At 61.5% G+C, this 25,865-nt stretch carries 20 protein-coding genes and 2 pseudogenes; 15 read left to right on the top strand and 7 right to left on the bottom strand.

All coding sequences use genetic code 11. The annotated features are described in order from the left end of the window. Window positions 1-5: 5 nt before the first annotated feature. Both CO657_RS26950 and CO657_RS26945 read right to left on the bottom strand, forming a co-directional pair. The gene (locus tag CO657_RS26950) at window positions 6-1,019 is read right to left on the bottom strand and encodes an ABC transporter substrate-binding protein (protein WP_054183969.1); all 1,014 of its coding nucleotides are present in this window, start codon (window positions 1,017-1,019) and stop codon (window positions 6-8) included. A gap of 285 nt (window positions 1,020-1,304) precedes the next feature. Further along, the gene (locus CO657_RS26945) at window positions 1,305-2,033 is read right to left on the bottom strand and encodes a FadR/GntR family transcriptional regulator (protein WP_054183895.1); all 729 of its coding nucleotides are present in this window, start codon (window positions 2,031-2,033) and stop codon (window positions 1,305-1,307) included. 198 nt (window positions 2,034-2,231) lie between these two features. On the opposite strand from CO657_RS26945, the gene CO657_RS26940 reads away from it, so the two are divergent. Then, window positions 2,232-2,492 carry a CopG family ribbon-helix-helix protein gene (locus tag CO657_RS26940; RefSeq protein WP_054183970.1) on the top strand — a complete coding sequence of 87 codons (261 nt, stop codon included), beginning with the start codon at window positions 2,232-2,234 and terminating at the stop codon, window positions 2,490-2,492. Next, window positions 2,492-2,767, top strand: coding sequence for a type II toxin-antitoxin system RelE/ParE family toxin (locus CO657_RS26935; RefSeq protein ID WP_054183896.1), 276 nt, complete (start codon window positions 2,492-2,494; stop codon window positions 2,765-2,767). Before CO657_RS26940 ends, CO657_RS26935 begins: the two co-directional genes overlap by 1 nt. Window positions 2,768-2,831: 64 nt before the next feature. Here the strand turns inward: CO657_RS26935 and CO657_RS26930 are convergent, their stop codons facing one another. Then, entirely contained in the window at window positions 2,832-3,839 is a 1,008-nt protein-coding gene (locus CO657_RS26930; protein WP_054183897.1) for a LacI family DNA-binding transcriptional regulator, read from the bottom strand. 202 nt (window positions 3,840-4,041) lie between these two features. On the opposite strand from CO657_RS26930, the pseudogene CO657_RS26925 reads away from it, so the two are divergent. The 6 genes and pseudogenes from CO657_RS26925 to CO657_RS26895 all read left to right on the top strand — a co-directional run bounded on the left by CO657_RS26925 (window position 4,042) and on the right by CO657_RS26895 (window position 11,918). Next, window positions 4,042-5,363 (top strand): annotated as a pseudogene (locus CO657_RS26925) (alpha-L-fucosidase). Window positions 5,364-5,412: 49 nt separating this feature from the next. After that, window positions 5,413-6,633, top strand: coding sequence for an ABC transporter substrate-binding protein (locus CO657_RS26920; RefSeq protein ID WP_054183898.1), 1,221 nt, complete (start codon window positions 5,413-5,415; stop codon window positions 6,631-6,633). A 200-nt stretch (window positions 6,634-6,833) separates the two neighbouring features. Beyond that, on the top strand, window positions 6,834-7,760 hold the full coding sequence (locus CO657_RS26915) for a carbohydrate ABC transporter permease (RefSeq protein WP_054183899.1): 927 nt from the start codon (window positions 6,834-6,836) through the stop codon (window positions 7,758-7,760). Further along, window positions 7,750-8,634, top strand: coding sequence for a carbohydrate ABC transporter permease (locus tag CO657_RS26910; RefSeq protein WP_054183900.1), 885 nt, complete (start codon window positions 7,750-7,752; stop codon window positions 8,632-8,634). The genes CO657_RS26915 and CO657_RS26910 overlap by 11 nt, the downstream gene beginning before the upstream one ends. A 197-nt stretch (window positions 8,635-8,831) precedes the next feature. Next, window positions 8,832-9,760: pseudogene (locus tag CO657_RS26900) on the top strand (substrate-binding domain-containing protein). 16 nt (window positions 9,761-9,776) lie between these two features. Further along, window positions 9,777-11,918, top strand: a complete 2,142-nt coding sequence (locus CO657_RS26895) for a methyl-accepting chemotaxis protein (RefSeq protein ID WP_054183971.1) — start codon at window positions 9,777-9,779, stop codon at window positions 11,916-11,918. A 59-nt stretch (window positions 11,919-11,977) separates the two neighbouring features. On the opposite strand, the gene CO657_RS26890 is transcribed toward CO657_RS26895, so the two are convergent. The 3 genes from CO657_RS26890 to CO657_RS26885 form a co-directional block, all read right to left on the bottom strand. Continuing rightward, complete coding sequence (locus CO657_RS26890; RefSeq protein ID WP_054183902.1) at window positions 11,978-13,240, bottom strand: DUF3422 domain-containing protein; 1,263 nt, start codon at window positions 13,238-13,240, stop codon at window positions 11,978-11,980. Window positions 13,241-13,390: 150 nt separating this feature from the next. Beyond that, window positions 13,391-13,543, bottom strand: coding sequence for a hypothetical protein (locus CO657_RS36940; RefSeq protein ID WP_156339787.1), 153 nt, complete (start codon window positions 13,541-13,543; stop codon window positions 13,391-13,393). A gap of 59 nt (window positions 13,544-13,602) precedes the next feature. After that, entirely contained in the window at window positions 13,603-14,889 is a 1,287-nt protein-coding gene (locus CO657_RS26885) for an ABC transporter substrate-binding protein (protein WP_054183903.1), read from the bottom strand. 191 nt (window positions 14,890-15,080) lie between these two features. Between CO657_RS26885 and CO657_RS26880 the strand changes: the two genes are divergently transcribed. From CO657_RS26880 to CO657_RS26855, 6 genes are read left to right on the top strand one after another with little or no spacing between them, the layout of a single operon-like run. Then, complete coding sequence (locus CO657_RS26880; RefSeq protein WP_054183904.1) at window positions 15,081-17,603, top strand: hypothetical protein; 2,523 nt, start codon at window positions 15,081-15,083, stop codon at window positions 17,601-17,603. A 16-nt stretch (window positions 17,604-17,619) separates the two neighbouring features. Then, window positions 17,620-18,714 (top strand): beta-galactosidase BglB, encoded by a 1,095-nt coding sequence (bglB, locus tag CO657_RS26875; protein ID WP_054183905.1) that lies wholly within the window; start codon window positions 17,620-17,622, stop codon window positions 18,712-18,714. Further along, on the top strand, window positions 18,711-20,075 hold the full coding sequence (gene pglB / locus CO657_RS26870) for a polygalacturonase PglB (RefSeq protein WP_054183906.1): 1,365 nt from the start codon (window positions 18,711-18,713) through the stop codon (window positions 20,073-20,075). Before bglB ends, pglB begins: the two co-directional genes overlap by 4 nt. Beyond that, window positions 20,063-21,169 carry an ABC transporter ATP-binding protein gene (locus tag CO657_RS26865; protein ID WP_054183907.1) on the top strand — a complete coding sequence of 369 codons (1,107 nt, stop codon included), beginning with the start codon at window positions 20,063-20,065 and terminating at the stop codon, window positions 21,167-21,169. Before pglB ends, CO657_RS26865 begins: the two co-directional genes overlap by 13 nt. A 2-nt stretch (window positions 21,170-21,171) precedes the next feature. Next, a complete protein-coding gene (locus CO657_RS26860) occupies window positions 21,172-22,161 on the top strand; it encodes a carbohydrate ABC transporter permease (protein ID WP_003591231.1) in 990 nt (329 codons plus the stop codon). 13 nt (window positions 22,162-22,174) lie between these two features. After that, a complete protein-coding gene (locus CO657_RS26855; protein ID WP_197283901.1) occupies window positions 22,175-23,221 on the top strand; it encodes a carbohydrate ABC transporter permease in 1,047 nt (348 codons plus the stop codon). A 179-nt stretch (window positions 23,222-23,400) separates the two neighbouring features. Here the strand turns inward: CO657_RS26855 and CO657_RS26850 are convergent, their stop codons facing one another. After that, on the bottom strand, window positions 23,401-24,552 hold the full coding sequence (locus CO657_RS26850; RefSeq protein WP_054183909.1) for an ROK family transcriptional regulator: 1,152 nt from the start codon (window positions 24,550-24,552) through the stop codon (window positions 23,401-23,403). Window positions 24,553-24,817: 265 nt separating this feature from the next. Between CO657_RS26850 and CO657_RS26845 the strand changes: the two genes are divergently transcribed. Further along, on the top strand, window positions 24,818-25,837 hold the full coding sequence (locus CO657_RS26845) for an AraC family transcriptional regulator (RefSeq protein ID WP_054183910.1): 1,020 nt from the start codon (window positions 24,818-24,820) through the stop codon (window positions 25,835-25,837). Window positions 25,838-25,865: the final 28 nt, after the last annotated feature.

Genomic DNA, 25,865 nt, shown 5'->3' with positions numbered 1-25,865 from the left:
CTGACTTACTTGACGTTCTTGACGAATTCCGTCGTGTAGGTCTTGGAGAGGTCGATCTGCTTGCCCTTGACGTTCTTGGAGAACTCCGAGAGCACGGCAAGCACTGTCTTCGGACCGTCTTCCGGCATGACGCCATCGGGCGTGAACATTCCCTTGCCGTCGTTCAAAGCCTTGATGTAACCGTCCTTGTCGCCGACGTAGAAATCCTTCGGCATCTTGTCCGCGATCTCGGCGGCAGAATGCGTATTGATGTAGCGCAACGTCTTGACGAAGGCGTTGGCAAGCTTCTGCGCCTCGTCCTTGTGTGCGTCGACCCAGGCGGCTTCCATGTAGAGCGAGGCGGCGGGGTAGGTGCCGCCGAGCGCCTGGCGGGTCGACTCGACCGTGCGCATGTCGACGAGCACGCTGGCTTCGCCAGTTTTGACCATGCGCGAGATCGTCGGCTCGGTGGTCATGCCGGCCTGGATCTGATCCTGCTGCATGGCGGCGATGAAGGTGCCGCCGGCGCCGACCGGAACCGTGACGACGTCGCCGGGCTTCAAACCAGCCTTGGAGGCCATGAAGAGGGTCAGGAAGTTGGTGGACGAGCCGAGGCCGGTGACGCCGAGGCTCTTGCCCTTGAAATCGGCCGGCGACTTGATGTCGGGATGTTTGCTCGAGACCATCTCGACTTCTCCCGGCGCCTGGCTGAACTGGACGATGGATTCGACGAATTTCCCCTTGGCCTGCAGGTCCACGCAGTGGTCGTAGAAGCCGACAACACCCTGGACGGCGCCTGCCAAAAGCTGGTTTTCGGCATCGACGCCGGCAGCTTCGTTCAGGAGCTCGACGTCGAGGCCCTCGTCCTTGAAGTAACCGAGGGATTCGGCAAGCTTGGCGGGCAGATAGATCTGCTTTTCATAACCACCGACCATGATGGTAATCTTGTCGGCTGCGTTCGCGGCGCTCGCACCAAAAGATGCTGCGGCGAAAAGCGCGGAAATGGCGACGGTTTGAAAAAGGCTGCGTGAAGAACGCATGGAAATCTCCTCCTGGTGATTGGCTTGCATCGTCGTCTGGCCACCTTGACCGTGCTCCTCCACGATGCTGCCTCTTACCTATGACGTCGAAGCTTTCAACTAGCTTTCAGCCGCGGACGCTACCCGGCGCGTTCAATTTATGCATCACGCCGACGCGCGCTGAGGACGCTGCCGTACAATACAGGCGCCTGCGCAAATCGCCAGGAAAGCCGCTTTTCGGCGCGAATGTGGGAATGGCCTGGCTCGTGGCGGCCGAAAAGCTTGCCGTGGGGGCGGAGCTTGGACTTAGGTCGCAAAACTCCGCAGGTCCTTCAGCAGGTTGCGGTACCTGGTCTGGCTTCCGACCAGGTGCTCGCGCATGGCGTTGCGGGCGGCCTGATCGTCCCTGTCGGAGATCGCCATGACGATCGCTTCGTGCTCCCGGTGGATCAGCTTTCGGTAGGCAGTCTGCTCGGCTGTCCTCGTTTCCGGGACAAGCCGCGATTGCGGGATGATCGCCGCCCCCTGGGATTCTAGGAAATGCCTGAACAGCGGATTGTTCGTCGCCTCGGCGATCGCCACATGGAGTTCCAGATCCGCTTCGCGGACGGATCGATCTTCCTCGATGCACTGGAGGATCTTCCGGTGGCATTCGAAGATCGCCTCCTCCTGCGCCGGCGAGCGGCGAAGCGCGGCAAGTCCCGCTGCCTCGACTTCGACAGGGGTTCGGATTTCGAGCACTTCCAGATCCGAGGCTACGCGGGCCTTGTCGACCTTTCGACCTGACAGCGCCGGGTCGGCGCCGATCACGAAAATGCCTGCGCCCTGGCGCACCTCGACCAGTCCGTCGGAACGAAGAGCGGCCACGGCCTCGCGTACCACGGGGCGGCTGACGCTATGCGTCTCGGTCAGCTCATGCTCGCTTGGTAGCTTGTCGCCGGCGGAATACTGGCCGCTCAATATGGCTTGCCGAAGGCTTTCGCCGACCTGCGAGACCAGCGACCCGGAGCCTCTGCTGCGATCCTTCACCTGCATAGCTGCCCCTCGCCCCCGCATCGGCTTCACGCGCAATCCCCCGGGACTGGCAGATGCGAATTCCCGATTCATCACACATGTATGACAAATGTTACTTTCTTTCAATGGAGGAAAAGCGGTGGAGTAGTGATGCGTTGTGACATTGGACATCATCAGAACCAATCGTTATGATTGATGATGATTGAAAAGGAGGTTTCGATGGAAACCAAAGTGCTGACCGCGCATGTCCCTCTGCCCCTTGCACAGAAGGTCGATCAACTCGCCGCGAGGCTTGAGCGCTCGCGCGGCTGGATCGTCAAGCAGGCGCTGACGGCGTGGATCGACCAGGAGGAGGAGCGTCGCCGTTTGACGCTGGAGGCTCTGGCTGATGTGGAGGAAGGCAAGGTGGTCGATCACCAGTCCGTCCGGGCTTGGGCCGATAGTCTCGATAGTGACGCGCCGGTTTCTTTGCCTCGGTAATGGAACTTAAGTGGACGAGCAAAGCGGTCGGGGACATTGATCGCCTTTATGCCTTTCTCGCGCCGGTTAATCGACAGGTGGCGGTCCGGACCGTGCAGGCATTGACGGCTGCCCCTCTACGGCTGCTTGAGCAGCCGCGTCTTGGTGAACGGCTGGAGGAGTTCGATCCTCGGGAGGTTCGCCGCATTCTCGTTGGACGGTATGAACTGCGTTACGAAATCCAGCAGTCGGTCATCTATGTATTGCGGCTCTGGCATACGCGAGAAGACCGGTAAAGCACAGATGCTCGAGCCATGTCGTTGGAAGCGTCCTCCGGGAGGGCCTTGGGCTCAGTGCTTCTCATAGCCGCCTGGTCGATTCCCCGCGCACGAATTTCGGCGTCAGGATGAAATCCTGCGGCGGCTCGGCGGCGGCCTCGGGGCTTGCGATCCTTGCCAGCAGGCGCTGCGCCGCGAGTTCCCCGAGCTTCTGCGCATCCTGTACGACCATGGTGATGCGGGGCGTGATGACGTTGCTCCAGGGCACGTCGTCAACCATTGCCAGCGACACGTCGTCGGGACAGCGGAAACCCATTTCCTGCATCACCTGCAGCGCCGCAAGACCCATCATGTTGTTGGCGCCGATGATGGCGGTCGGCCGGTCGCGGCGGGTGAGCAGCCGCATCGCCTGCGCATGGCCGCCGGTCCTAGTGTAGCCGCCTTCGACGACCAACGACGGGTCGATCTCCGCGCCGGCGCCGGCCATCGTATCCATGAAACCTTTCAGGCGTTCGTCGGCGGTGTGCAGGCCGCTTGGGCCGGAGATGAAGCCGATGCGCCTGTGCCCAAGCTGCAGCAGATGCTCCGTCAGGATGGTCGTCGTCAGCGGATTGTCGGAGCCGACGAAATCGCGTTCCGCGCCCTCCACCTTCTGGTCGAACATCACGATCGGGGTCTTGAAGTCGCGCAGGAAGGTTGCATATTCCTCGCCGCGCCCGTTTGCCGCCAAGGCGATGCCGGCGATCTTCTGCGCCTCCAGCCGCTCCAGCAGCGCCCGTTCGAGGTCGGCTCGGCCCGAGGAGTCGGCGATCAGGACGAAATAACCATGATCGAGCGCCTGATGTTCGATCTCGCGGCGGATGTCGCCGAAAAACATATTGCCGAGATTGGCAGAAACGAAGCCGATCAGCGAGCTGCGCCCGCGCGCCAGCGTCTGAGCGACGGGATCGATGCGGTAACCGGTCGACTTTATAGCCTCCTGGATGCGGTCGAGCGTCTCGACGCCGACCCGCTTCGGGCTGTTGAGCGCGAGCGAGACGGTCGAGATCGAAACTCCCGCAAGGCGCGCTACATCTCGTATGGTGGTCATATTTTCGAACCGGTTCTATTAACCGATAGTGCCAGATTCCATTAGCTGGTGCAACAGGTTGCGGGATAATGCGCCAACTGTGGACATCCAGTCGCATTTTAGCTGGTTGATTTCAGCTTGACAGGTGAGGAACCGGGGTGAATGATCAATCTACCGAACCGGTTCGATGATGTGATGAGCCGGAAACAGGGAGGAGAAACCTGTGACGATTGCAGCACGTCAGCTGGAAAATCCGGCATCGGGAGAGGCGGGCAGGCACGCCTGGTTCAGCCATGATCGCCTGGGTATGTTCATCCATTGGGCCTCTATGCTCTCGGAGCCCGGCACGAATGGTTGAAGAACCGCGAAGAGCTGACCGACGAGAATTACCAGCGCTATTTCGACAATTTCGATCCTGATCTCTACGATCCCAAAGAGTGGGCCCGCCGGGCGCGTCTCGCCGGCATGAAATATGTCGTGGTGACGACCAAGCATCACGAGGGCTTCTGCCTTTGGGACAGCAAGGTGACCGATTACAAGGCGACGAACACGCGCTGCGGCAGGGATCTGCTGACGCCGCTGGTCGAGGCGTTTCGCGCCGAGGGGCTGAAGATCGGCTTCTATTATTCGCTGCTCGACTGGCACCATCCGGACTTTCCGATCGACGTCCACCATCCCTTACGCAACCGTGCCGACGCCAAGGCGCTGAATGCCGGCCGCAACATCGCCAATTACGCCGCCTATATGCGCGAACAGGTGCGCGAGCTGCTGACCGGCTTCGGCCGGATCGACATCATTTGGTTCGATTTCAGCTATCCCGGCCGCGAATATCACGGCCTGCCCGGCAAGGGGCGCGCCGACTGGGAAAGCGAGCGGCTGATCGAGCTGGTGCGCGAGCTGCAGCCCGAAATCATCGTCAACAACCGCCTCGATCTGCCGCCGGGCAAGCTGCCCGACGTGACGACGCCGGAGCAATATACGCCGCGTGTGGCGCCTGCCATCGCCAGCCAGGGGGTGCTCTGGGAAGCCTGCCACACCTTCAGCGGCTCCTGGGGTTATCATCGCGACGAGGATAGCTGGAAGAGCCCGGAACAGATCATTCAGCTGCTGATCGATTCCGTTGCGCTCGGCGGCAATCTCTTGATGAATGTCGGCCCGACCGGCCGCGGCACCTTCGACGCCCGTGCCATCGATGCGCTCGAGGTCTATCAGAACTGGATGGCCGTCAACGGCCGCTCCATCTATGGGGCTGGCCCGTCCGATTTACCGGTGCCGGCCGGGTGCCGCTACACCCAGCGCGGCAACCGTCTCTACCTGCATGTCTATAACTGGCCTTACCGCCACATCCATATCGAGGGCCTCGCCGACAGGATCGCCTATGCGCAATTCCTGCACGACGCCAGCGAAGTGCGCTGGCTCAGCCAGACGAAGGAAGTGGATTCCAATATCGGCGTGATGGTGCCGGAAGGCATGATCACGCTCGAACTGCCGGTCCGGCGACCTGACGTTACCGTGCCGGTGATCGAGATCGTCCTCAAGGCGTGAACTCGGTCGCACTCGCGTGTTCATTGCGTCATGGAGGGAGGAGAAACCCATGAAGGTTCTGAAGAAAGCGCTTTTGCTCGCCACAATCGGCGGCAGTCTTTTTGCCACAGCCGCATCGGCCGAACAGGTCAATCTGACCTGGCAGATGTGGACCGGTTCCGATGCCGACACCAAGGGCTGGCAGCACCTGGCCGACATGGTCACCGCCAAGTATCCCGATATCAAGGTGACATTGACGACGACCGGCTGGGTCGACTACTGGACGAGGCTGCCGGTGCTGGCGGCGTCGGGCCAGCTTGCCGACATCGTTTCCATGCAGTCACTGCGCATGCCGAATTTCTATTCGCTGCTCGAGCCCCTAAATGACCGGATCGCCGCCGACAAGTTCGATGTCGGTGCTTTCACCCCCTCAATCATCGGCGGCATGTCCGTCGATAAGCAGCTTTACGGCCTGCCTTACGACGTCGGTCCGTGGGTCATCTATTATAACCAGGACGCGCTCGAAGCCGCCGACGTTCCGCTGCCGAAGCCGGGCTGGACGCTCGCCGAATTCACCGATGCTGCCAAGAAGCTGACCAAGGACGGCAAATACGGCTTCGGCATCACCCCGCAGAACTATTCGGTCCTGGCGGCTGCCTGGGGCGATAAATATGTCAATGATGCAGGAGAACTCGACCTCACCAATCCGAGCGCCATAGCTGCGGCCGAGAGGGTGATCGGCTTTGCCGCCAAGGATAAGGTATCGCCGCTGGTGCCGTCGAGCGCCGATGCCGGCACGGTCATCCAAGGCCGGTTCTATTCGGGCAATGTCGCCATGTATGTCGACGGTCCATGGTCGATCATCGGCATGAAGGACAAGGTCAAGTTCAAGATTGGTTCCACCTCCCTGCCGCGCGGAGACAGTGAGCTTACCGCCGTCACGGCGGGCTCGGGTTTCGGCATCGCCACGACGAGCAAGAACAAGGATGCGGCCTGGAAGGCGATCCAGGTGCTGACCAGCCCGGAGGCGCTGCAGTATCTCGCCGAACAGGGCCGTGCGCTGCCGGCGCGCACGGCGTCGCAATCCTCCTGGTACAAGGTGGCGGCCAAGGACATCACCAATGGCGGCGAGGCCATCGACTATTCTCTGGCGCATTCCGTGCCCTACGTGATCACCAACAACTGGGCGGCGGTCGAAAACCTGTTCAACCAGTATTTCCCGCCGGCCTTCGGCGGCAGCGCCGACGCCAAGCAGACGATGGAGTCGATCCAGAGCCTCGCACAGCAATAATGCATGTCGCCCGGAAGTGTGCAGCGGTTCCGGGACAACGACATGCATCAAAACAAAGGGCTAAAGCGCGTCGCATGAATCAAAATTGATGCGACGCGCTTTAGAGCATGTCGCGCAAAGTGTGCGGTCTGGCGATGATGACACGCGTGAAAACAAGAGGTTAAAGCGCGGCGGCAGGATTGCCGCGCACGGAGGAAGACATGTCGCAAAGCGCCGTTGCCGAAATCACCCTGCAGCCCGGTCGGCCGCGGCGCTTTCTGAAGCCTGAGACGCAGACGGCCATGCTGTTCCTGCTGCCGAGCTTCCTCGGCTTCATGATCTTCATGGCCCTGCCGATCTTGGCGTCGCTGGCGCTCTCCTTCACCAACTGGCAGCTGATCTCGACGCCGTCCTTCGTCGGTCTTCAGAATTATATCAAGCTCTTCACCGTCGATCCGGCCTTCTACACCATCCTCAGAAACACGCTGTTCTTCGCCGTCGAGTATCTGGCGGTGAATATCATCGTCTCGCTGATACTGGCGGTTTGGATATCCAGCCTGAAGCGCGGCAAGGCGATCTTCCGGGTGATCTTCTTCCTGCCGACCTTCACCCCGACGATTGCCGCTTCGGTGGTGTGGCTGCTGATCTTCACGCCGGACGGACTGGCCGACACCGTCATCCGTTCGCTCGGCCTCGGCCTGCCGAATTTCCTGCTGAACCCGACCTGGGCGATGCAGGCGGTGGTGATCGTCACGCTCTGGGCGAATGTCGGCTACAACGTCGTGATGTTCAACGCCGCGCTCGATCTCGTGCCGAAACACTATCTCGAGGCGGCGACGATCGACGGCGCCAATGCCTGGCAACGCTTCTGGCGCATCCGTCTGCCGCTGATCTCGCCCACCGTCTTCTTCGCCACCGTGATGACGGCTATCACCTCGCTGCAGGTCTTCGACGAAATCTTTGCGATGACGCGCGGCGGCCCGGGCTCGGCGACGGCAACGCTTGGCTTTGCGATCTACCAGAAGGGCTTCACCAACTTCCAGATGGGCTATGCCTCCGCTCTCGCCTGGGTGATGTTCGTCATGATCATGGCGCTCACCATCCTGCAGTTCCACATGCAGCGCAAATGGGTGCATTATGACGACTGACCCGACCTCACGGCATCCGCATTCCGTTTCCGCGGGTCGGCAGCGTCTCCTGCGGCGCATCGGCACCTTCTTCAGTTATGCCGGCCTTTCGCTGGTCGCGCTGCTTTTCCTCTTCCCGTTCTTCTGGATGGTGTCGAACGCGGTGCGCTCGAATGCCGAGGTGATGGCCGTGCCGGTCCGCATCTTCCCCGAGGAATATCATTGGGGCACCTTCGTCGAAGCCCTGGTGGCTCTGCCGTTCGGAACCTTCCTGCTGAATTCCCTCGTGGTCGCCTGCGGCGTCACGGCAATCGTGATTGCGGTATCCTGCCTTTCCGCCTATGCCTTCGCGCGGCTGCGGTTTCCCGGCCGCGAGGGGCTGCTGCTCACCTATCTCAGCACGCTGATGATCCCGCAGGTGATGCTGGTGATCCCGCTTTTCCTCCTCGTCAGCAAGCTCGGCTGGATCAATACCTATCACGGCATGATCTTGCCGGTCGCCTTCTCTTCCTTCGGGACGTTTCTGCTGCGGCAGTTCATCCTCGGCATTCCCAAGGATCTCGACGAGGCGGCAATGATGGACGGCGCTTCGCGCCTGCGCATCCTGGTCACCGTCATCGTGCCGCTCGCCATGCCGGCGATCGGGCTTTTGTCGCTCTTCACCTTCATCGCCCAGTGGAAGAGTTTCCTGTGGCCGCTGATCGCCACCAGCGGCGTGGAAAAAGCCACGCTGCCGCTCGGGCTCACTCTGTTCCAGACCCAGCAGGGCACGGCGTGGAACTACATCATGGCGGGCGCGACGATCTCGATGCTGCCTGGTGTTGTCCTCGCCATCGTGCTGCAGCGGGTGATCTACAAGGGCATCACCGTCAGCTCCGGCTTCGGCGGAAGATAATTTACATAAAAACACAGATTTATGTGCGTCGCGCGAAGTTCGAGGCGAAGCCGGTCGAGATCGGCTGCTCGCCGCCGAAGGCGCTTCCGCACCGCAAAAAGCATATCCCCGATCTTAACTTTCGTTTCCTCACGAAAAGTAAAATTTAACCAAAATTTGAAATAACGCATTCATATCCGAATTGGGCAGGGGAATTCATGAAAACGGCCACGCTTGCATCCATCGCCTTGGCGATATCGGTCTCTGTTGCCAATGCACAGACGATCGGGGTTTCGATGACCAATCTCGACAAATTCAGAGAGATGCTTCTGAACGGCGTCCTCTCGCACGGGAAGACGATATCAGGTCTCAAGCTCGTCACCCAGAATGCCAATGGCGACAACGAGCTTCAGAAGAAGCAGGTTCAGCAGTTCGTTGCCGACAAGGTCGATGCTATTATCATGATGCTGTCTGATGGCGATTTCGGGCCGCAAATGACCAAGATCGCAGCGGATGCCGGCATTCCGCTGATCTACATCAACACGACGCCCTCCAATCTTTCGGACTTGCCGGACAATCAGGTCGTTGTCGCCTCCGATGAAAAAGACTCCGGTACGCTGGAGACGAAGCAAGTGTGCTCTCTCCTCAAGGGCAAGGGCCGTGTCGTCGTGCTGATGGGGAGGTCTTCCATGTGGCCGCCCGTACCCGCACCCAGGACATATCAGATGTCATCGCGACGCCGGAATGCAAAGGCCTTGAGATCGTCGAGCAGCAAGCGGCCTATTGGTCGCGCGATTATGCCGATCAGCAGATGCAGGAATGGCTGGCGGCCGGCGTCAAGTTCGATGCTGTTATCGCCAACAATGACGAGATGGCGCTCGGTGCGATCCGCGCCATGAAGAAGGCCGATATCCCGATGAAGGACGTCGTCGTCGCCGGCGTCGATGCCACCGACGATGCGCTTGCTGCCATGGTGGCCGGTGATCTCGACGTGACCGTTCTCCAGAGTGCGGTCGGGCAGGGGGCGGCGGCTGTCGACGCTGCCGTGAAGCTCGTCAACAAGGAGAAGGTGCCGCGCGAAAACAACGTTCCCTTCGAACTCGTCACACCCGACAACATTGCCCAATACCTGCCGAAGAGCCAGTGAGCATAAGAGGCCTATGATGTTGCATTTCTGGAATAAATTCGGCATTCGCGCGCAGATCACTTCGGGCTTCGTGCCGTTGATCCTGCTGATGAGCCTGCTCACCGTCAGCGCAATTTCCGGCATGAACGGTCTTGCCGCCATCTTTGCGTCCTACCGCGTCACGGCCGGCCAGAGTCTGGCCATCTCCGACTACAGCGACCAGTTGCACGAGATCCAGATGTCGGCGGAAGCCTTCCGCTCGACACCGACCCAGGCTGTCGTCGACAGTTTCCGCGCCGGCGTGAAGGCCTTCGAGGCCGACGATCCGCGTTTTGCCGGCAATAAGGACCTGCAGTCCGGCCTCACCACGATCCGCCAGGATATCGCCGCCTACGGCAAGGCCTTCGAACAGATCGTTTCGCTGCAGGCCCGACGCGACGTGTTGATTTCCAAGGTTACCGAATTCGGCCCCTGGACAAGTATCGCGCTCAACGACGTCGTGCGCAGCGCCTGGCGCCAGAACGACGTTGCCTTGCTGCAGATGACGGCAGCGACGCTGGAGGCCCTGAACCGCAGCCTCTATTTCTCCGAACGTTTCGTGCATTCCAACGATTTCGCCGCTTACGACACGGCGCAGGCGGCTCTTGCCGAAGCCGTTGCGCTCAATGATGCCGCTGCCAAGGCTGCAAAGAACGAACTGCAGAAGAAGCGCCTGATGGGCGCCGGCCAGCTCATGCAGAACTACACCGCCCGTCTCGGCGACATGAAGGAGGTGCTTCAGGCCTCCGGCAATATCCGCCAGACGCAGCTTGGTGTGCTCGCGCCGAAAATATCGGGCGAATTCACGGATTTGCAGGCGACCGTGACAGGTGCCCAGAGGGCCCTGGATGGTTCTGTGGAGGCGACGGTTGCCTCCGCGACCAGCACGACGCTCGTCATCAGCGGGCTGCTGATCGTCATCGGCCTCGTGCTTTCCTATTTCGTCGGCCTGCTGATTTCCTCGGCGGTGCGCAAGATGGCCCAGTCCATGGAGCAGCTTGCCCGCGGCGAGGAGAAGATCGCGATAACCGGCGTCGAGCACCGCCACGAACTGGGGGCCATGGCGCGTTCCCTGAAGGTTTTCCAGGAGACCGGCCGCGCCAAGCTAATCGCCGAAGCTAATGCCGAACGGGCGCGCCTCGCCGCCGAAGAAGAGCGGCTGCGCCAGGAGGCCGAGCGGCTTTCAGATGCGCAGGTGATGGAACATGCCTTCCGCCAGATTTCGGTCGGCCTCGACGCGCTCTCCAAGGGCGATCTCACCGTCCGCGTCGGTGAAGTCGACCATCGATATGTCAGGATCCGCGATCATTTCAACAACTCGGTCGCAAGCCTCGAGGAAGCAGTCGATTCCGTCATTCGCGCGGTCGCCACCATCCGCTCCGGCCTGTCGGAAATCTCCACCGCCTCCAATGATCTCGCCCGCCGCACCGAGCAGCAGGCAGCCTCCCTGGAAGAAACGGTCGCAGCACTCGGCGACGTGACACGCGGCGTCAACGGCACGGCGGAGGGCGCAGGCCGCGCCCAGGCCGTCGTGGCGACGGCCCGCACCAATGCCGAAAAGGGCGGCGAAATCGTCGCCCGGGCGATCGACGCAATGACGGAAATTCAGAATTCGTCGTCGAAGATCGGCAACATCATCAGCGTCATCGACGAGATCGCCTTCCAGACCAACCTCTTGGCGCTGAATGCCGGCGTCGAAGCGGCGCGCGCCGGTGAGGCGGGCAAGGGCTTTGCCGTCGTCGCCCAGGAAGTCCGCGAGCTCGCCCAGCGCTCCGCCAATGCGGCACGCGAGATCAAGCAGCTGATTTCCACCTCCTCGGCACAGGTCAAGACCGGCGTCCAACTGGTCGGCGAATCCGGCCTCTCGCTCGAACAGATCGTCGAGCAGGTCACCGCGATGAATGCGACCGTCGCCGAGATCGCCGTTGCCGCCCGCGAACAGGCAACGAGCCTGCGCGAGGTCTCGGCCGCCGGCGACCAGATGGACAAAGTGACCCAGCAGAACGCTGCGATGGTCGAAGAAACCACGGCGGCCGCCCAGAGCCTGACGCAGGAAACCGAAAGCCTCGCTGATCTGCTGCGGCGGTTCAAGACGGGCAGCCGCCAGTCGAACCACCGGCATTATGCAATGGCATCGTAACGTTCTGCTGATGCAGTGAAGGAACACCGCCGCCCCGAAAGGGCGGCGGTGAACGCGTGTCAGTGGCTGCCGGTTGCGGGGCCGTGCGGCACCCCGGCGATGCTTCGCCGAACATGACGGACGGCGGTCCAGACGGCGAAGAGCACAAGCGGGATAGCGCCGAGAACGGCGAGTTTTGCCACGTGCGGATCGACGCCCAGTGCGGAAATGCTTTCCAGGCAGATCTTCGCCAGGCCGACGGTATAGTAGGTAATGGCGATGACCGAAAAACCTTCGACCGCCTGCTGGATATGCACCTGGATGCGCGCCCGCTCCTCCATCGAGGTGAGCAGCGAGGCGTTCTGATCCTCAAGCTGAACCTGGACGGTGGTTCTGAGCAGGTCTCCGGCCAGGCTGACGCGTTCGGCCAATTCGTCGAGGCGCCGCTCTGCTGCATAGACCGATCGCACAGCCGGTTGGAAGCGTCGGTCGATGAACGTCCCCAGTCTTTGCCTTCCCTCGACCCGCTCTTCGCGAAGCTCGGACAGCCGACTGGCGACGATATCGGCATAGGCTTTCGTCGCACCGAAACGGTGGCGGGCGAGCGCCGAGAAGTTGAGCACATCGGACGAGAGCCTGGTCACCTCGGACAGCAGCGCCTTGTCCACCTTGACGGCACTCTGCATATGCGTGATCAGCAGATCGAGGCGCTGATCGAAGGCCGAAAGCTTGGACACCGTCTCGCGCGCCTTGGGCAGCGCCAAAAGCGCCATCATTCGATAGGTTTCGATCTCCAGGAAACGCCTGACCATGCGGCCGGTGCGATAGGCGTTGAGGTCGCGATTGAAGAACAGGAATTCGACGAAACCGCTGTCGGTCAGGCGGAAGTTCGAATGCACTTCCGCACCGCCGCCGCCGACCTGAGAGGCGACATAGTCGAGCTTCGGTTTTTCGAGACGCTGTCCATCCTTCTCGTCGCGCACCACCACACGGACGGCCGCCATGACCTTGCCTTCGATCTGACGGTAACAGGCCTGAAAGGCTTCCGGCGGATTGCTGCCGGGTTCGGACGATGCGGGAACGACGAAGGTGAGGGTCAGGAATTCGGTATGCGCCTCCCACTTCAGCCGTCCGTCGCCGACGCGGCCAATACCGTGGTTGCCCTGGTAGGTCGTGGTGATATCTTCCAACCCGGGCAAGGAATTCGGAAACGCAGGCGCGGCATTGTCGCCGACGATGGCGACATGCCAGACATCGGTGTCGCCATCGAAATAAAGCGATGGCCGGGCATGCAACTCGTTGTGAAGCTCCCTGCGCAGCGGATGCTCGGAACCCATCGGCATGGAGATGCACCTCTATACGGTAGACAGTCGCTGGGTCGCCGGCGGAACGACCGGGTGCCGGCGCTTGATAATTTGATATGGCGCCTGGGACTGGCTCAGGCTGACAACGCCTATAGCCTCTCCAGCGGCTCGTGTCACGACGCCTTCGCATCAGTCGTCCAGCCGCGCGTTCAGAGTGAGCGCTAGGCGAGTCCCGAGCAGCTGCACGCTGCCGCCGGCCGACATCGCGACGACGAAGCCGGTCTCGGCTTCTCCGAGGAAGGCGAAGATCGGCATAGGGAGAGGCAAAAAACGATCAGCCACGGCCCGTTGCGAGGCCGTGGCTGATGCAGCGCGCAATCTGTGGGAGACAGGCGCGGCCGTTACTTGTTGGCGGCAAGCGCCACGTTGACCTTGTCGACGTCTGCGCTCATCGCCTTGAAGGTGTCCTCAAGGGAAAGTTCGCCGACGATCAACTGGCTCATCCGCTGGACGATGAGCTGATAGATGGCGGAGGAGCCCTTCAGGCGTTCGAGATCGCGGGCTGCCTTCGGCGCGCTGTTGCGGCTTGCGAGGAAGACGGCCATGGCGTCCTTGGCGTTCTTGCTGTCGAGCTTGTACTGCGGATCCTTGATGTCGGCGCCGGTCAGGATGACGTAGTTTTCGGCGATTTCACGCTGGACCTTTTCAGAGCCGAGGAACTCGATGAAGGAGGCTACGGCCTGCGGGTACTTGGTGCGCTTGAAGCCGACGATTGCGGTACCACCCGGCATCGCATAGCAACCGGCATCGCCGCAGGGCGCGCTGATTGCCGTCCAGTCGAAGGCGTCGCCGATCTTCTTCTGGAACGGATTGACCATCCAGTTGCCGGCGAGATAGGTCACGACATTGCCGTTGACGAACTCGTCACCCATGTTCTTGTACTGGGTTCCGCCGGCAGCACCCCACATTTCCTTCGGGAAAGAGCCGTCCTTCGTCCAGTTGTAGAGATCGGTGATGTAGTGCTTGGCGGCATCGTCGGGGAAGGCGAACTTGCCGTCCTTGACGTAGTTCGAGCCGTAGGAGAAGGCAGCACCCGAGAAGCGGTGGCCCGAGCGGTCCATCGTGAAGGGGATCTGGGCGCCGGTCGCCTTGGCGACGCGGGCCGAGGCTTCGACGATGTCCTTCAGCGTGGCGGTCGGCTGCGGAAGCGGCTCTTTCGCCTGTTCGAACAGCGTCTTGTTAACGAAGGGCAGGTTGAAGGTCTGCGACGCGACGTAGCCGTTGATCGAGTTCGGATCGTTGACGCCGGGGAAGCGAAGCGTGTTCAGGCTGTCGCCGTGCAGCTTGGCGAAGCCATCCGGATCCTTCATCAGCGGCCGCATGTCGAGGTAGTAGGGCGCCAGCTGCCAGTCGGTGATCTTGGCGACATCAGGACCTTCGCCGATGGCAAGCTGCACTGGCAGCTGCTTGGCGACGGCATCATAGCCCGACGAGACGAAATTCACCTTGATGTCGGGATGCGCCGTCTCGAATTCCTTGCTCAGCGCTTCCATCCGCTCGACATAAGCCTGGTCGTCGTCGGTGAAGAGAAAGGTGATCGTCTGGGTTTCCGCCATGGCGACGCTCGACCATGCGAAAGAAACGGTGGCCAGCGCCAGTGCGAAAGCCCCTGAGAGATAGGTTTTCATTTTCATCCTCCCATGAAAACATTTTCATCAATCGCGGCATCAGCCATCGATAAGTGAATTTCATATACTTGACATTCGTGCCGTCAAGCTATTTTCTAAGCGAATAGCGATGTTTTTGAGCAATTTTCAGAAATAACGCGCCAAAATTACCTAATGAAAATATTTTCATTAGATTGCGGAGGAGGCGATCTGTGAAAACGGAAAGCATTAAGCAGCCGGACGACATGGCGCCTACCTACAGCGTGGCCGAGGGGCAGACGGTGACGGCATGGGCCGTTTCCGGCCTCATCGAGACCTATTTTCCCGGCGAGCCGGGACCTGCCGAAGATCGCGTGAACTACCGCTTCATCAACGGTTTCGTCGATGTCGGCGACCTGCCTTGCCGCAAGGCTTTCTGGTCCACCATGGTCGGGCGGGCGCTGGCGCCGGACACGTCCTGGCCGACAGAAAGCCTCTATCTTCCCGGCTCGAACCGCCGCGTCGAGTTTACCAGCTTCTGGCATGTGCCCACACATGTCAGGCGATGGCTGAAGGGCACGTTCAGGACGGAAGCCCCCCGCACGCTCAACTTCGCGCTGAAGACCTGCGGCGGTGTCCGCATCTGGGTCAACGGGCAGGAAGCGGTGCGCTTCGAGCCATTCAAGCGCAACGTCGAGAGCGCAACCGAGATAATGCTGACGCTCGAAGCCGGCGACAACGAGATCCTCGTCCACACCGAAGACCTTGCCGAGCGCGACACGACATGGTTCTTCGAACTCGAAATGCTGGACAAACAGCCGCTCTGTGTGCTGCTGCCGGTCTCGCTGGATCAGGACGAGGTGCGCGAGCTGGAAGAGCTTTCGCGTGGCGTGCGCCCGGCCCGCGACGTCTTCGTCCATCAGCCGCTGGAGATCATCTTCGACACGGCGCCCGAGCGCGACTTGCCCGTCGAGCTCAAGGTCGTCGGCCATGGCCATGAGCGGCCGGTTCTCGCCCATTCGAAGCTGACACTGCATGCCGGTCAGAGCCGTCTGCTCGCCGAGGATGTCTGCGCCATTGCGGACGGCTATCACGGCATCCATATGACGATCGGCTCCGGACCGGGTTCGGTCACCCGCGTCATCGACGCCGCCTTCATGAGCAGCCTTTCGCCATTGCCTGAAGAGACCTCGCTTTCCGCCCGCAAGCGCCACGCGCTGGAATACAGCGCCCGCTTCGGCGCCAACCGCGCCGGGCGCCTCATCGCGATGATGGAAACCGGCCATCACGACCCAGAAAGCTTCGACCGCATCGTCGATGCGACGCTCGCCTCGATTGATGCGCGGGAGGATTGCTCGGATTTCATTATGGTGCCGCTGTTGTGGCTGCTCGGCGCCTATGGCGACCGGATGTCGCAAGCGACGGTCGAGCGCATCCGCCGTTCGGTTCTTTCCTACCGTTACTGGGTCGACGAGCCGGGCAATGATGCGATGTGGTTCTGGAGCGAGAATCATGTGCTCTGCTTCCACACGAGCCAGCTGCTGGCCGGACTTCTCCTGCCCGAGGCGGTGTTCTCGGCCTCGGGGCGGACTGGACGGCAGCAGGCGGAACTCGCCGCCGAGCGCCTGGGGCGCTGGTTCGACAGCGTCGAGGCCCATGGCCTGGCGGAATGGAATTCCGCCGCCTATTACCCGATTGATTTCATCGGGCTGCTGGCGCTGGAGCGCTGGGCGACAAGCGGAATCGCCGATCGCGCCCGCGGCCAGATCGACCTCATCTTCCGCATGATCGCGCTTCATACGCTGGCCGGCGTTCCGGCCGGCTCGCAAGGCCGCGCTTACGACAAGGAACTGCGCGCCGGCCCGCTGACCGAGCTTGCCCCCTTTGCCCAGGTCGCCTTCGGCACCGGCTGGCTCAACAACGGCGTGGCGGCATTGACGATGTTCTGCGCCGGCAGCTACGAGCCGCCCGCCGATCTGACCGAGCTTGCCGCCCTTTCCAGAGGCAGAAGCGTCGAGGCGCGCTATAGCCAGGGACTCGAGAGCGGAAAGCTGGTGCTGTTCAAAAACGAGGCGGCGCAGCTTTCGACGGTCGTCGATCACAAGACTGGCGGGAAAGGCCACCAGCAGCACGTTCTCGATGTCAGGCTGGCCGGCCACCCGATGGCGAGGTTGTGGGTCAATCATCCCGGCGAGGATGATCCCTGGGGCAGTCAAAGGCCGTCCTATTGGGCCGGCAACGGCATCCTGCCGCGCGTCGCCCAGCATCGCGACGTCGCGCTCCTGATCGAGGACACCGGTGACGCACGCCATACATGGACGCATGCCTATATCGGCCGCGATGGCCTCGATGCTCTCATCGTCGAAGGCAAGTGGCTGATCGCGCGGTCGGGCAGGGGATTTGCCGCCCTCTGGGCCTCCGACGGTCTGGAACTGATCACCGAGGGGCCAACGGCCGGCCGCGAGGCGCGCTCCCACGGGGCGCTCTGCGGCTGGGCGGCTATCGTCGGATGCGGCAATGGCGACGCCTTCAAGACCTTCATCGAGCGCCTCTCCCAGACGACGGTTTCCTTCGATCCTGCGCTTCGGCATCTCTCATTGACGCCGCCGGGCGGCCCCGCGCTCTTGCTTTCCTATGCCGAAGGTCTTTCGATCGCCGGCAAGCCCCGGCCATTCACACATGATCAGCCGCAGCCGATTCTCACCCACGACAGTGCCGCGTCCCAAGCCGGTACTGACGGACCGCTCTACTCGTAAAACATAGGTCCCCAGCATGAACACTACATCTGTCGATAACGCCGCGCTCCTGACGACGATCGATCGCGTGGCGACGGCTTTCAGCCGGCTCAGAGGCATCAAGGAAGGTCTCGTGACCGGAAGCTCCACCTCCGGGATCCAGTTCGACGAATGGGACTGGGAAGTCGGTGTCGGCCTCTACGGATTCTTGCGACGCGCGATTTCCACCAATGATCAGAAAGCGCTGCAGGAACTCGTCGCCTGGTATGCCGGCCAGATCGAACGCGGCCTGCCGCCGCGCCAGATCAACAGCACGGCACCGATGCTGCCGCTGGCAATCCTTGTCCAGCATGTCGACCGTCCCGATTTCCGCGCGCTCGTCGAGGACTGGGCCGAATGGCTCGTCAAGGAATTGCCGAAGACGGAGGAGGGTGGCTTTCAGCACGTCGTCAAGGAACGCCTCAACGACGGCGAATTGTGGGACGACACGCTGTTCATGGCCTGCCTGTTCCTCGCCCGGGCCGGTGTGCTCTGCGAGCGCAGCGACTGGGTCGACGAGGCCGTCTATCAGTTCGTGATCCACACCCGCTATCTCTCCGATCCGGTCAGCGGGCTCTGGTATCACGGCTGGACCTTCAACGGCCGGCACAATTTCGCCAATGCCTTCTGGGCACGCGGCAATGCCTGGATCACCGTCGCCATTCCAGAACTCTTCGATCTCGTTCCGACCCTTGGCGAGAAGGATCGGCGTTTCCTTTCGAATGTTCTCGTCAGCCAGGTTCGCTCGCTGAAGGCATATCAGCGGCCGGACGGGATGTTCACGACCCTTCTGGACGATCCGTCCTCGCCGCTCGAAACCTCGGCCACGGCTGGCATCGCCTACGGCATGTTGCGCGCCATCGATGCCGGCATTCTGGACGAGAGCGACAGGCCCCATGCGGAACGGGCGCTCAAGGCCGTGCTGGCGCAGATCGACGAGGAGGGCGTCGTCCACGGCGTTTCGGACGGCACGCCGATGGGGCACGACCTCGATTTCTACCGGTGCATCCCGAACCTGCCGACGCCCTACGGCCAGGCACTGACCATGCTGTTGCTGACGGAAGTCTTTCTCGAAGGCGGTCAGCGTCAATGACTTCAGCTTCCCTCGTTTCGATTGAGGCGCTCGACGGCGACAATACCCAGCGCCTGCAGGCGGCGATCGACGATCTCTCGGCTTCCGGCGGCGGACGCCTGGAGCTCCTGGCGGGCATCCACATCTGCCGGGGGCTTCGGTTGCGCTCGGGCGTCGATCTGCATCTGACCGCGGGCGCGATCCTGCGGCCGGTTCCGGACTACGCGGCCTATGCGCATACGACTGTTTCGGTGATCGCCGAGAAGTCGGACCGCGGCATGATCGTCGCCAAGGGCGCGCGGCGGATCGCCCTGACGGGGGCGGGGCGTATCGAAGCCGGCTGCGAGAAATTCATCATCGGAGATGACGTGACGGTGGGGACTTTCATCCCGGCCGAATTCCGCCCCCGTGTCGTCGTCTTCGAGGACTGCGACGAGGTCGAGATCAGCGCGCTGCATATCAGCCGTTCGCCGATGTGGACGCTGCACTTCGTCGATTGCACCGATGTTGCCGTCCGCAACGTCACCATCGACAACGACCGCCGCCTTCCCAATACGGATGGCATCGTGCTCGATGCCTGCCGCGGCGCCGTGATCGAGGATTGCACGATATCGACGGCCGATGACGGCATATGCCTGAAGACAAGCATCGGCCCGCAGGGTGTCGCCATCGGGCGATGCGAGAATATTCTTATCCGCCGCTGCGCTGTTCAGAGCCTCAGCTGCGCGCTGAAGATCGGCACGGAAACGCATGGCGATGTCACCAATATCGTCTTCGAGGATTGCAGCGTCTCATCTTCCAACCGGGCGCTCGGCATATTTTCGCGCGACGGCGGCCGGATCTCGAACGTCAGATTTTCGCGGATTGCTGTGGAGTGCCGCGAAACGCTAGACGGCTTCTGGGGCTCGGGGGAGGCGCTGACCGTCAATGTCGTCGACCGTGTCGCTGAACGCCCGGCAGGCGCCATCGAAAACCTCATTGTCGAGGACATTACCGGGCGCATGGAAGGGGCGATCACCGTCATTTCGGCTTCGCCCGCCGGCATCCGCAATGCATCGCTGGCGCGCATCGGCATAGACCAGCGGCCCGGCGAACTCGGCACCGCGCAGTCCTATGACCTGCGTCCGACAAACGCGGACCTTGCGCCGAAGGCGGACGGCGGCGGCCGCGCAAATGCCTGGACGCGCGCGGCGGATGGGCGGGTGATCGGCCTGCAGGACTATCCGGGCGGAATGCCCGCCGTCTACGTGGCTGATGTCACCGGGATATTGATGAACGAGGTGCGGATTAAGAGACCGACACCGCTGCCGCAAGGCTGGAACGCAATCGACGTCGTCTTCGAGACGGCGGCACCCGATGGGAGTGGGGCATGGCAGAATTGAAACTTTCCACCGTCAACAAGTCGTATGGCTCCGTCAAAGTGCTGCATGACGTCGACCTCGATATCAAGGACGGTGAATTCGTCGTCTTCGTCGGCCCGTCGGGCTGCGGCAAGTCGACCCTGCTGCGCGTTATCGCCGGCCTGGAAGAGGTTACGTCGGGCGGAATTGCGATCGGCGGCCGGGACGTCAGCGCCCTTTCGCCGGCCGAGCGCAAGATCGCCATGGTCTTCCAGTCCTACGCGCTTTATCCGCATATGAGCGTTCGCAAGAACCTCGCTTTCGGCTTGGAGAACCTGAAGTTCAAGCGCGCCGAGATCGAGGCGCGGATTGCCGAAGCCGCCAGGATGCTGGCGATCGAACCCTATCTCGATCAGCGCCCGAAGCAGCTTTCCGGCGGCCAGCGCCAGCGCGTGGCGATCGGCCGGGCGATCGTGCGCGAACCGGATATCTTCCTCTTCGACGAGCCGCTGTCCAATCTCGACGCGGCGCTGCGCGTCCAGACCCGAGCAGAGATCACTAAGCTCCATCGCGAGATCAAGACGACGATGATCTATGTCACGCACGATCAGGTCGAGGCGATGACGATGGCCGACAAGATCGTCGTGCTGCGCGCCGGGCGGGTCGAGCAGGTCGGCGCGCCGCTCGAACTCTTCGACCACCCGCGCAATCTTTTCGTCGCCGGCTTCCTCGGCTCGCCGCGCATGAACATCATCAAGGGCAAGGTGTCGGGCATCGGTGAGAGCGGTGTCGCCATCGATGTGGCGGGCGGCGGTAACATCGTCAGCGACGTCGATCCCAAGGGCATTGCTGTCGGGCAGGATGTGCTTGCCGGCATCAGGCCCGCGCATTTCTCCCGCTCCAGCGAAAAGGGCCTGCCGTTCATCGTCCAGTATCACGAAGGCCTCGGCACCGAGACCTATGTTTACGGCAATCTTGCCGGGCAGGAGGAGCAGATCATCATCCATGAGGCCGGCCACTTCGCGCCTGTTCAGGGCGACCGGATCATGATCGATGCCGATCCGGCACGCGTTCATCTGTTCGATCCCGAAAGCGGCCTGGCCTTTGCCCGCCGATCAGGGCAGGGGAGGCGCTGACCATGGCTGCTGCTGGTGCATTGCTCGCGCAGGCGGGCGACATGGCGATGAGGGTGGTCGAGGCTCCGATGAATGCGGTCGAGCGCATCTTCGGCCGCAAGCGCATGCCCTGGCTGTTCCTGGCGCCGAACCTCGTTCTGTTCGCCATCTTCACATTCCTTCCGATCGCGATTGCGGTCGGCTACGCCTTTACCGGCGGTACCAATCTTTTCGTCTCGGAGCGGCCCTTCGTCGGCTTCGACAATTTCCGCGCCCTGCTTTCCTGCGGCAATTATCTGCAGCCGGGAACCTGCCAGGAATCGCTGTTCTGGACGGCGGTGTGGAACACGCTCTGGTTCGTCGCATTGAACGTTACCGCCACATTGCTGGTGGCGCTGATCACGGCGCTGATCCTCAACCGGGCGATCTTTGCGCGCGGCTTCTTCCGGGCGATGTTCTTCTATCCCGTCCTGCTGTCGCCCGTCGTTATCGGCCTCATCTGGAAATGGTTCCTCGATCGCAACGGGCTGCTGAACGCCTTCTTTCAGATGATTGGCGTGCCGCCTGAGATTTTTCTGCTGGATGTCGGCTGGTCGCGCTTCTTCGTCGTCGTGGTGTCGGTCTGGTTCCACATGGGCTTTTACACCCTCATCCTGCTCGCCGGCCTCCAGGCGATCCCGAAGGAACTCTACGAGGCCGCCTCCATCGACGCCGCTTCGCCGCGCCGTACCTTGTTCAGGATCACGCTGCCGCTGCTTGCGCCGAACCTGCTCGTCGTCTTCATCCTTCTGATGATCAAATCCGTGCAGATCTTCGACGAGGCCTGGGTCCTGACGAATGGCGGCGGCCCCGGTACGGCCAACAGCTTCATCGTCCAATATATCTACCAGATGGCCTTCAGCAGCGATCTCCGTCTCTTCGGACTTGCCTCGGCCGCCTCGGTTCTGATGGGACTGGTGCTTCTGGTTCTCACCCTCATACAGCTGCGCCTCGGCAAGCGAATGGAGTCCTGAGATGAACAGCTCTATGAACCCGATCCGCTTCCTCTCGCGCACGCGCCGGGCCGGACGCATCGACATCACCGATATTCTGTCATGGGTCTGGTTGATCGGCGGAACGCTGGCGGTGCTCGTTCCCGTCGTCTGGGCCGGCCTCTCCTCACTGAAGCCGGCGGCCGAAATCACCCGCTTTCCGCCGACGCTGCTTCCACGCGCCGCCGTGGAACAGACCGTGCCCGGCTTCGACAAGCCGCTTAGCCTCTGGCAGGTCACGGTCGACGGTCAGCAGCGCGAAATGGCCATGGTGCGGCGCATCGGCCTCAAGGCTCAGATGGTCGATCCGGCAAATCCAGGGCAGCCGGTCAGCGTCGACGTCAAGGGGATCACGCCGGTCCAACATCTGACCGTCGCCACCGAGAATTACACCGACCCGCTGACGCGCTTCAGCTTCCTGACCTTCCTGAAGAATTCGGTGTTCGTCACCTTGGTCGCGACGCTGCTGACGCTCATCGTCAACGCCATGGCGGCATTTGCACTGTCGAAATACAAATTTCGCGGCGACACGACGGTTTTCGTCATCATCATCTCGACCCTGATGATCCCGCTCGCCGTCGTCATGGTGCCGGCCTATCTCGTCATCGTCGGGGTCGGGCTTGCCGACAATCTCTGGGGCGTCATCCTGCCAACGATCGCGTCTCCGACCGCCGTCTTCTTGCTGCGGCAATATATGCTGACCATCCCGGACGAACTGATCGAGGCAGCGCGCGTCGATGCGGCGAGCGAATTCTGCATCTTCTGGCGCATCATCCTGCCGCTGACGGCGCCGGCACTGGCCGTGCTGGCGATCTTTTCGGTGCTCTGGCGCTGGAACGACTTCCTCTGGCCGCTCATCGTTCTCAACAGCCGCGAGAATTTCACGCTGCAGGTCGGCCTGAACGCCTTCCAGGGAGAGTTCTCGGTGCAGTGGCACTATATCCTGGCGATGACCTTCCTCAGCCTGCTGCCCGTCACCGTCGTCTTCCTGTTCCTGCAGAAATACATCACCACAGGCATTGCAGGTACAGGGATGAAGTGATGAATTCTAACGCGTCGACCGTTCTGGGCTGAGTGCTTCCAATGTCGTCGCGCCGGCTGATGCGCACCGCACCTGATCCTGCGGTGCGATTCAGTCCTTTTTAGCGACCGACACGCATTATTGCGTGCCCCGGCACGAGGGGATGCAGAGTTGGAAGCACGGACTGGACTGCCCGGGTCTCACAAAACGGTTTCGAAGAGTGGGATCAAGGCCGCGCCAATCGCACCGGGAGCGTCGATGATCTCCGCCACTGCAAGCTGCGGAACGTCACGCACTGCGCCGTGGCGAGGCAGATTGTTGAATTCGGTCCGCTCGATAAGCTTTCTCGCAAGGGAATGCGGAAGCTCGCCGCCAAGGACGATGAGGGCCGGATCGAAGATCGCGCAGATCGCATTGATGGCGCGGTTGTGGGCAGGCATGACCCGGTCGACCCACTCCTCGACGCCGTCCCAACCCACCAGTTCTTCGTTCTTCAGGTCGTTCAGGGTCAGGCCCGCGCGCCCTTTGGCGCGAAGATGTTCGAGCAACTGGTTGAGTGCGGGACGGTCGTCATAGTCCTCACGCCCGAAGAGAACGGAGAATTCGCCGGCATTGCCGAAACTGCCGCGAAACGGCATGCCTCCGGAAACCAGGCCGCCACCGTAGCCGTGAAGATGAGCAATATAGGCGAAATCCGCAACGTCGCGACCAACGCCGAAGATCGCTTCCGCCAAAGCTGCGGTCCTGGCGACATTGTCCGCCCAGACCGGCAAGGCAAGTTGCTTCCCGAGCAAAGGTGCCAGGTCGATCAGTGACCAATGGGCAAGTGGCAGCGGACAATTGAAGGCCGTCTCCAGCATTCGGTGGCCGGCGACCGCCAGACCGACGCCGAGGATGTCGCGCCGCTTGGCGCCCCGGCGGGCCAGAATGTCCTCGACCGCCGCTTCGATCCGTTCCAATTCCACCGACAGCGAGGCGCCTGCCTGCCGGATTTCCATATTCTCCAGAGGCTCGCCGAAACCCATGAGACAAAGGCCGATCGAGCCGACGTTGACGGCGATTCCGAGCGTCAGACACCAGTCTTTTCGAAGGGTCAGCTCCGGGCTGGGTGGACCGGCGCGCCGGGCTTCGGCATGCGAAAAGACGATCATTCCTCGCTCATGAAGCCGCGCGACGATCCTGTGCAGGGATTGCTGGGTGAGGTCGAGCGGCTCAGTCAGGTCGGAGCGCTCGATCCCTGGGGATTTCCAGATCAGCCGCAAGAGATCCCGCTCGTTGCGGGACGCCACCCGGGCCGGTTGTGCATCGCGCAAAAAATGCGTGGCAACATGTTCTAGCGGATCATACTTCATTTGCAGATCGTTTTGATTTACACTGTGAGTGTGAAGCACATTGAAGGGGCGTGTTGCTTCTGTCAAATGAGGGGATTCGGTCCCTCGTTTGCTGAGCTTGCTTACCTCATCAAGATTGGCCAAGCCAGCCGAGGTGAGCGCATTTCGGGACTCGAAGAGCGGGTCCGTGCGTTTGGAGGAACCCATTCGCCATCACCGCAATCCTGAGCGAGATGGAACGTTCGGCCATGCGGGAGGCGGATGCTGAAAGGGAGGATCGAGCTGCATGAGGTACGAGAACACGGCGCGCGCTCCTGAGCGCGAGGATTATGAGTTCGCACCGACGCATCAAGGCCACGACTTTGAGTCGATGGTTAAGACATTGTCGACCGGTTATGGGGTTTTTGCCGCACAGCCGCTAGGCAACGATCGAAACTTCCGCTGGGCGGCGGACTTGAGAAGAGGCGATGGGTTTACGGTCCTTCACTCCGTCTTTCGAAGTTCCTGGACAGTTCGAACGCTCAATGAGACGCCCCAACACCTTGCCTTCTACCTGCCGCAGACCGGGTCCTTTCGAGTGTCCATCGGGAAAAGGGCGGTTGAAAGTGGAGCGGGTTATCTCCTTATGGCCAACAACCATGAGGCCGGTGATCGTTTCGTCCAGGGCCCGCACACTTCGGATGTCCTCTTCCTCGACTGGAATATCGTAAAGCGTGTGCTCATTTCACTTGCGGAAACGCCGCTTTCCGAGTCGCTCAACCTTGAGCCCATCCTGGATCTTTCGACACAGTCGGGCCAGCTTATCGGCAACCTGGTGCAGACGATCGTGCAGGGCATGCGCAACAGCGGTCCGCTTCTGTCTTCCCCTCTCGCCATGGCGACGATGAGTGAAACGCTCGCTCATCTTGTCATCCGATTTGGCCACCACCGCCTGTCCGGCCATCTGGAGAAAAAGAAAGTGTCGTTGGTTGCGCCTTGGCATGTCCGGCGTGCCATCGACTATATGCATGCCAATATCGCAGAGCCTCTCACCATGACGATGGTTGCGGACAATGTCGGCGTTTCACTTCGCGCGCTGCAGACGGGTTTCAAGGCCTTCAGAGGAACCTCGCCGGCTGGTTACCTGCGTACGATCCGGCTCCAGGCAGCCCGTGAGCAACTGCGGGATCCAACGAACCAGCGATCCGTCCGCGAAATCTGCGCGATATGGGGCTTCGCACATGCGGGCAGGTTCTCCATCATCTATCGCAGCACCTTCGGCGAAAGCCCGCGCGATACGCGCCTACGGGCAGAGCGCTTGCGTTAGCTCGGGCTTGGAGCCTTTCGGGGCTCTG

This window comes from Rhizobium acidisoli, assembly GCF_002531755.2.
Classification (GTDB): domain Bacteria; phylum Pseudomonadota; class Alphaproteobacteria; order Rhizobiales; family Rhizobiaceae; genus Rhizobium; species Rhizobium acidisoli.
This window is presented reverse-complemented; position numbering and strand designations above follow the sequence as displayed.

What these genes read in the sequence shown, in the direction of transcription:
- CO657_RS26950 (WP_054183969.1), bottom strand. Translation starts at nt 1,019, where the DNA reads ATGCGTTCTTCACGCAGCCTTTTTCAAACCGTCGCCATTTCCGCGCTT.
- CO657_RS26945 (WP_054183895.1), bottom strand. Translation starts at nt 2,033, where the DNA reads ATGCAGGTGAAGGATCGCAGCAGAGGCTCCGGGTCGCTGGTCTCGCAG.
- CO657_RS26940 (WP_054183970.1), top strand. Translation starts at nt 2,232, where the DNA reads ATGGAAACCAAAGTGCTGACCGCGCATGTCCCTCTGCCCCTTGCACAG.
- CO657_RS26935 (WP_054183896.1), top strand. Translation starts at nt 2,492, where the DNA reads ATGGAACTTAAGTGGACGAGCAAAGCGGTCGGGGACATTGATCGCCTT.
- CO657_RS26930 (WP_054183897.1), bottom strand. Translation starts at nt 3,839, where the DNA reads ATGACCACCATACGAGATGTAGCGCGCCTTGCGGGAGTTTCGATCTCG.
- CO657_RS26920 (WP_054183898.1), top strand. Translation starts at nt 5,413, where the DNA reads ATGAAGGTTCTGAAGAAAGCGCTTTTGCTCGCCACAATCGGCGGCAGT.
- CO657_RS26915 (WP_054183899.1), top strand. Translation starts at nt 6,834, where the DNA reads ATGTCGCAAAGCGCCGTTGCCGAAATCACCCTGCAGCCCGGTCGGCCG.
- CO657_RS26910 (WP_054183900.1), top strand. Translation starts at nt 7,750, where the DNA reads ATGACGACTGACCCGACCTCACGGCATCCGCATTCCGTTTCCGCGGGT.
- CO657_RS26895 (WP_054183971.1), top strand. Translation starts at nt 9,777, where the DNA reads ATGTTGCATTTCTGGAATAAATTCGGCATTCGCGCGCAGATCACTTCG.
- CO657_RS26890 (WP_054183902.1), bottom strand. Translation starts at nt 13,240, where the DNA reads ATGCCGATGGGTTCCGAGCATCCGCTGCGCAGGGAGCTTCACAACGAG.
- CO657_RS26885 (WP_054183903.1), bottom strand. Translation starts at nt 14,889, where the DNA reads ATGAAAACCTATCTCTCAGGGGCTTTCGCACTGGCGCTGGCCACCGTT.
- bglB (WP_054183905.1), top strand. Translation starts at nt 17,620, where the DNA reads ATGAACACTACATCTGTCGATAACGCCGCGCTCCTGACGACGATCGAT.
- pglB (WP_054183906.1), top strand. Translation starts at nt 18,711, where the DNA reads ATGACTTCAGCTTCCCTCGTTTCGATTGAGGCGCTCGACGGCGACAAT.
- CO657_RS26865 (WP_054183907.1), top strand. Translation starts at nt 20,063, where the DNA reads ATGGCAGAATTGAAACTTTCCACCGTCAACAAGTCGTATGGCTCCGTC.
- CO657_RS26860 (WP_003591231.1), top strand. Translation starts at nt 21,172, where the DNA reads ATGGCTGCTGCTGGTGCATTGCTCGCGCAGGCGGGCGACATGGCGATG.
- CO657_RS26855 (WP_197283901.1), top strand. Translation starts at nt 22,175, where the DNA reads ATGAACCCGATCCGCTTCCTCTCGCGCACGCGCCGGGCCGGACGCATC.
- CO657_RS26850 (WP_054183909.1), bottom strand. Translation starts at nt 24,552, where the DNA reads ATGAAGTATGATCCGCTAGAACATGTTGCCACGCATTTTTTGCGCGAT.
- CO657_RS26845 (WP_054183910.1), top strand. Translation starts at nt 24,818, where the DNA reads ATGAGGTACGAGAACACGGCGCGCGCTCCTGAGCGCGAGGATTATGAG.